Annotated in this window: 5 protein-coding genes; 3 read left to right on the top strand and 2 right to left on the bottom strand. The window is 44.1% G+C overall.

Annotation, left to right across the window (positions count from 1 at the left end; genetic code table 11):
- Positions 1-284: 284 nt before the first annotated feature.
- The 3 genes from dnaG (at position 285) to Q8N37_03525 (ending at position 4,014) form a co-directional block, all read left to right on the top strand.
- Positions 285-2,108 (top strand): DNA primase, encoded by a 1,824-nt coding sequence (gene dnaG, locus Q8N37_03535; protein MDP3057565.1) that lies wholly within the window; start codon positions 285-287, stop codon positions 2,106-2,108.
- 3 nt (positions 2,109-2,111) lie between these two features.
- Positions 2,112-3,449, top strand: coding sequence for a sigma-70 family RNA polymerase sigma factor (locus Q8N37_03530; GenBank protein ID MDP3057564.1), 1,338 nt, complete (start codon positions 2,112-2,114; stop codon positions 3,447-3,449).
- 145 nt (positions 3,450-3,594) lie between these two features.
- The gene (locus tag Q8N37_03525; protein MDP3057563.1) at positions 3,595-4,014 is read left to right on the top strand and encodes a hypothetical protein; all 420 of its coding nucleotides are present in this window, start codon (positions 3,595-3,597) and stop codon (positions 4,012-4,014) included.
- Positions 4,015-4,151: 137 nt separating this feature from the next.
- Here the strand turns inward: Q8N37_03525 and Q8N37_03520 are convergent, their stop codons facing one another.
- Together Q8N37_03520 and Q8N37_03515 are read right to left on the bottom strand one after the other, a co-directional pair.
- Positions 4,152-5,633, bottom strand: a complete 1,482-nt coding sequence (locus Q8N37_03520; GenBank protein ID MDP3057562.1) for a recombinase family protein — start codon at positions 5,631-5,633, stop codon at positions 4,152-4,154.
- A partial coding sequence (locus Q8N37_03515) for a hypothetical protein (GenBank protein MDP3057561.1) occupies positions 5,630-5,832 on the bottom strand: 203 nt, incomplete at its 5' end. The genes Q8N37_03520 and Q8N37_03515, both read right to left, overlap by 4 nt.

Here is a 5,832-nt window from a genome sequence, read left to right as displayed (position 1 = left end):
TTATTGATTATCTTTTATGGTATAATACCGAAAGACCGCATTGTGCTTTTCAAAACAAATTATCGCCGGTGCAATATCTCCTATCCTTGCCAAGAAATTTAAAAATTAACGAGGAGTGCAAAAAAGGGTGGACTTATACATCCATTTTACAAATTTTAAAAAGAGTGTATCATAAAGATGTTGATAATGTATTTAAAAAAAGCGCTGGTATATATGGCTTATTTTTTGTTTTAAAACAACAATAAGTCAAAAAGCGCTTATTTTGATGTCTAACGCACGTTTTTATGGTAGATTCGCAACTGCAAGAAATAAAAGACCGTCTGGATATTGTCGAGGTGCTTTCCGGCTATCTCAGGCTAAGCAAGGCAGGAAGAAATTTCAAAGCGCCTTGCCCTTTTCATAATGAAAAAACCCCTTCTTTCGTGATCAGTCCGGAGCGCCAGATCTGGCATTGCTTCGGTTGCGGGCAGGGCGGGGATATTTTTACTTTTGTGATGAAAATGGAAGGGATGGAATTTCCGGAAGCGCTCCGTCACCTGGCGGAAAAAGCGGGCGTGGAGCTGAAGAGAATAAATTATGAGGCGGCCGGCGCCAAGACAAAAATTCTGGAAGTGAATCGCGTGGCCAAGAATTTTTACCGGGAACAATTGGCAAGAACCGAAGCAGGATTGGCGGCTAAAAAATATTTATTGGGACGGGGCTTGACCGAAGAATCGATCAATAATTTTGAAATAGGCTATGCACCGGACGCGTGGAGCGATACGGAAAATTTTCTTGTTGCCAGGGGTTTTACCAAAAAAGAGATCTTTTCCGCGGGCATTACGGTGGCGCGTGACAGAGGTTCAAGTTTTTCTTCCGGAGGGAATAGCGAAAATTTTTATGATCGTTTCCGGGGTCGGATCATGTTCCCGATCCTGGATATTACCGGCCGCACCGTGGGTTTTGGCGGAAGGTCTTTTACCAGGAAAGACGGGCAAGAAGCCAAATACATCAATTCTCCGGAAAGTTTGACCTACAGCAAAAGCCGGATCTTGTATGGTATGAATTTTGCCAGGGAGCGGATTCGGAAGACCAATAATTGCATTTTGGTGGAAGGATATATGGATGTTATCGGTTCGCATCAGATGGGAGTGACGAACGCCGTCGCTTCTTCCGGCACCGCTTTGACCAGCGAGCAATTAAAACTCATCAAGCGATACGCGTCGCGCCTTATCTTATCTTTTGACGGCGATGATGCCGGGCAGGAGGCGACCAGGCGCAGCATTGATCTTGCGGTTGGCGCGGGGTTTGGCGTGAAGATAGTTGTCTTGCCGGCTGAAAAAGATCCTTCTGATTTTGTCGATAATCCCGACGGATGGAAAAAATTGGTAAAAGAAGCGATTGATATCAATGATTTTTATTTTAAAAACTCTTTCAGCAAAAATAACGCGAATACCCTGGAAGGCAAAAAAGCGATAGCGGATGAACTGCTAGGAGAGATCGCGAAGATCCCTTCCTCGATCGAGCAGGCTCATTGGGTGGGAATTTTGAGCGACAAGATAGATATTGATGAAAAAGTATTGCTTGAAGAATTGAAAAAAATCAGGCTGGGAAATAAAAGCGCGCCAAGCGCGAGCGGGAGAGCCGCCGGATCGGGATTTTTGGTTAAAAACTCCGAGGAACTGGAAGGTTATCTTTTGGCGCTTATGATCCTGCCGCCCGATATTGCCGGCCAGATAAAAAAGATCAAGGAATATGGATTTGTTTTTAACAATTCCGATTGGCGAAAAATATACGAGACAGCCGCCTCTTACGGCGAAGAGCGTTTACAAAAAGCGGATTTAATGCTAGACTTAAAGAAAATATTGGCTCCGGAATTATTCCAGAATTTATCGGAAATAGCCCTGAAGGCGGAATATTATTATGAGATCGGAAGCGAGCCGGGAAAAACCAACAAAGTATTCGAAGAATTACTGAAGCGTTTGGTCTCCAAGCAATATGAAGCCAAGCAAAAGATCCTCGAAAAAGACATTAAAACAGCGGAAGCGAATAAAGATCATGAATCGATCAAGCTTTTTATGAAAGAGCTGGCCGATATCTCGCAAAAAAAAGAAAAATTAACAAAGTAATTTATGGCGAAAAAAAATAAAAAAAAGCTGCACCGCAAAGCGATAAAACATGCCGGTAAAAACAAAAAGAAGGCGGCGCGAAAAATCAAGAAAACGAAAACCGCAAAAAAACTTTTTAAGAAAAAGTTAAAAAAGCGCGCCCATAGCCCAAAGCGGAAAGCCATTAAGAGAAAAAAAGTTTCGAAAAAAGCGCCTAAGAAAGTAAAAAAAACCAAGGAAGCCCTTTTGGCTTTGGAAAAAGAAAAAGAGATCGCCATCAATGACCTGATCGCTCGGGGCAGGGACAGAGGTTTTGTGACGGAAGGGGAAATTCTGGCCGCGATCGGCGATATTGAAAATCATCTTGATTCGCTGGAAAATCTATATAAAAAACTGGAAGAATCAAATATCCGGATCGAGGCGGGCAAAGTGGTGATCTCAATGACAGACGCCGAAAACGTGGAAGCCGCGGAGAAGAAAACCGCTGTTTCGGTTCCGGACATTGCCAAGGAAATACCGCCGGACGAGATCAGCACCAATTCCGTGCAAATGTATCTGAAAGAGATCGGCAAGGTTTCGCTTTTGAGCGCGCAGGAAGAAGTTGAGCTGGCCAAGAGAATTGAAAAAGACGATGAAGCGGCCAAGAAAAGATTAGCCGAGGCGAATTTGCGCCTGGTGGTCAGCATTGCCAAAAAATATGTGGGTAGGAGCCATAATCTGACCTTGCTCGACCTAATACAGGAAGGAAATATCGGTTTGTTCCGGGCGGTGGAAAAATACGATTGGCGGAAAGGCTATAAGTTTTCCACTTATGCCACTTGGTGGATCAGGCAGGCGATCACGAGAGCGCTGGCTGATCAGTCGCGCACGATCAGGATCCCGGTGCATATGGTGGAGACGATTAATAAATTCGCGCAGATCACCCGCCACCTGGTGCAGGATCTGGGCCGCGAGCCATTGCCGGAAGAGATCGCCAGCGAAATGGGATTGGAAGTGGAAAAAGTCCGCTATATTATGAAAATTTCGCAAGACACTATTTCTTTGGAAACTAGCGTGGGCGAAGAGAACGACGAGAGCACGTTGGGGGATTTTATTGAAGACACGGAAACGATTTTGCCCAATCAGTCGGCGGCGCGAAAATTATTAAAAGATTATATCACGGAAATTTTAGTGAAAGTGAGTCCGCGCGAGCAGAAGATCTTGAAAATGCGATTCGGTCTGGAAGATGGAATTACTCACACCTTGGAAGAGATCGGCCAGGAATTCGGTGTGACCCGCGAGCGTATTCGCCAGATCGAGGCCAAGGCGCTGGACCGGATCAAGAAACATCCGGAAGCCAAGAAGCTACTTGATTATTTTTAAAGATTGTATTACAATAAAGCAATGTAATGGGGTAAAACTTGTTACATTGCTTTTTGTTTTTTAAGGCAAAAGCATCTTCCGGCGTAGCGCAGTGGTAGCGCAGGGGACTGTCAACTAATTTAATTTCTTTAGCATACAAGCTTTTATGAAATGTGCTTGGAAAATTTGCACAAAAGAAGTTAAACTAGGACGCAGATTTTGCAACCCAAAGTGCAAAGGAAAATTCTTCGTTGATAAACGGAGAAAAGACCTAAAACAGAAGTCTATAAAATACAAAGGTAGCGTATGTGAATTGTGCGGTTATGGCAAGTGCCAGGAAGCGCTTCAATTTCATCATACAAAACCGGGAGAAAAAGACTTTGCTGTTTCAGGCGATGGGTTTACAAGATCTTGGGAAAAAATTAAGCGGGAATTGGACAAATGCATATTAGTTTGCGCCAATTGCCACGCTGAAATTCATTGCAGGCAGCGCTCCGAAGAAATTCGGAATGTAAAATCGGGTGAATTCGGTGAACGCCTTGTCCGGCCAATACCGAGCCAAGCTCAAGAGGTCTTAGGTTCTTGAGAAGGTGTAGAGACTAAAGGGTGAGTACCAACAATAATCCCTTACCAGCGCCCGACCTCTAAAGATAATTCCATTATCCATGAGGATGATATAGTCCACTAATTAGTAGTGTAATCCCTTGGTCGTAGGTTCGAATCCTACCGCCGGAGCCAAATTGTATGTTGCGAGTTTGTTGCCTCGGCGCTTCGCGCCTCGGCAGGCAGATTGTATAGTATTTGCCAAGATTTTTTGGGTTCAATCGCCACCTTTTGCGAAAGCAAAACGCGGTTCGAGCCAATCCTTTTGAGAAAATCCCGTCCCGCGACGGGATTTTCTTGCAAAGCGATAATTTTGGCTTGTTGAGCCGCTAAAATGAATTGTCTTGCCGGTTCGAGCCAATGATTGCCGTTTCGCTCAAAATCCTTTGATTTTTCAGAAAGTTCGGCTTTTTCGTTGATGATTTTTTCTTTTTTAGCGGTGTATTCCTCGCGCGAAATTGTGCCGTCCAAATGAGCGTCTAAAAGTATGTCGAGCTTTCCTTCAAGCTCTTTTATTTTGTCTTTGAGATTTTGAGCGAAAACGGCTCCGCTTTGGGCGGCTTCCGCTTCTTCCTTGTTTAGTTCTCCTAATATCCACTCCGCCCAAGCGGAAGACAAAGAAACTTTTTGAAGCTCGTCTGAAATCTGGCGTGCCAAAATTTCCTCGCGGATATATTTTTGCGAACATTTTTTATCCCGCTTTTTAGTGCAACGATAATAGTTATGTCCTTTTTGCGTTTCGGAAGTAATGGCGCAACCGCATTCTCCGCAAACAAGCATATTTCTAAACGGATATTCTTTTTGGCTCGGCTTTTTTGGGCGCGAACGATCCGCCATCACTTTTTGGCACGCTTCAAAAAGTTTCTTTGGAATCATTGGCTCATGCTTTCCGTCATACATTTCGTCGTTGTATTTGAAAACTCCGTAATAAAATGAATTGGAAAGTATGCTTTGGATATTGGAAACGGAAAGCATATTTTTCTTTCGGCTCAACAAGCCGGCGGAAGTTATCAACTTCCGCACATCTTTCAGAGAATAATTTCCGGTTGCGTAAAGTTCAAAAATTTTGCGAACGAGGCGAAATCTTTCAGGATCTTTATACATCGTATGTTTTAGCAAGTCGTTCAAATATCCAAGCGGAGCGTAGCCGGGCAATTCGCCTCGGCGCAATTTTTGACGCAACCCTCTTTTAGTATTCTCTGAAAGATTATCAACAAAATATTTTGATTGCCCAAAAGCGATATTGAGCATGAATTTGCCTTGCGGTGTCGGCTCAAACCAGAATGTCGGGGATTTTAGCGCTTTGATTTTTCCGGTATCAATCAAGAAAATAACCCGCCCGCCGTCTATGCTGTTTCTCGCCAATCTATCGGGGTGCCACGCTAAAATCCCCTCGGCTTCGCCGCTTTCCATTCGTTTGAGCATATCGTTGAAAATCGGTCTGCCCGGCTCTTTGGCGGTCTGTGATTCTCTGAAAGTAGCGGCGATCAAAAGATTTTCCCGCAAGGCAAATTCTTTCAATTCTGTTTCTTGCGCTTCCAACGACAAAACTTGTCTGTCGTCCTCGTCCGTTGATTTTCTGATGTATAAAAAATATTTCATATCGCTTTTGGGCTGTTAAAAATTATCGCTTTGCTTTCCGCCTTCGGCGGAATAAAAAGGATTGGCTCATAAACTTCGTTTATTCGATGCTTCGCAACGGCGAACCGCGTTTTGCTTTCGCAAAAGGTGGCGATTGAACCCAAAAAATCTTGGCAAATACTATACAATCTGCCTGCCGAGGCGCGAAGCGCCGAGGCAA

This window comes from bacterium (genome assembly GCA_030693205.1).
Classification (GTDB): domain Bacteria; phylum Patescibacteriota; class Minisyncoccia; order JAHIHE01; family JAHIHE01; genus JAHILZ01.
The sequence above is the reverse complement of the archived record's forward strand: the minus strand, read 5'-3'. Positions and strand labels throughout refer to the sequence as shown.

Coding starts and splice junctions, on each gene's coding strand:
- Q8N37_03530 (MDP3057564.1), top strand. CDS start 2,112: ATGGCGAAAAAAAATAAAAAAAAGCTGCACCGCAAAGCGATAAAACAT.
- Q8N37_03520 (MDP3057562.1), bottom strand. CDS start 5,633: ATGAAATATTTTTTATACATCAGAAAATCAACGGACGAGGACGACAGA.
- Q8N37_03525 (MDP3057563.1), top strand. CDS start 3,595: ATGAAATGTGCTTGGAAAATTTGCACAAAAGAAGTTAAACTAGGACGC.
- dnaG (MDP3057565.1), top strand. CDS start 285: ATGGTAGATTCGCAACTGCAAGAAATAAAAGACCGTCTGGATATTGTC.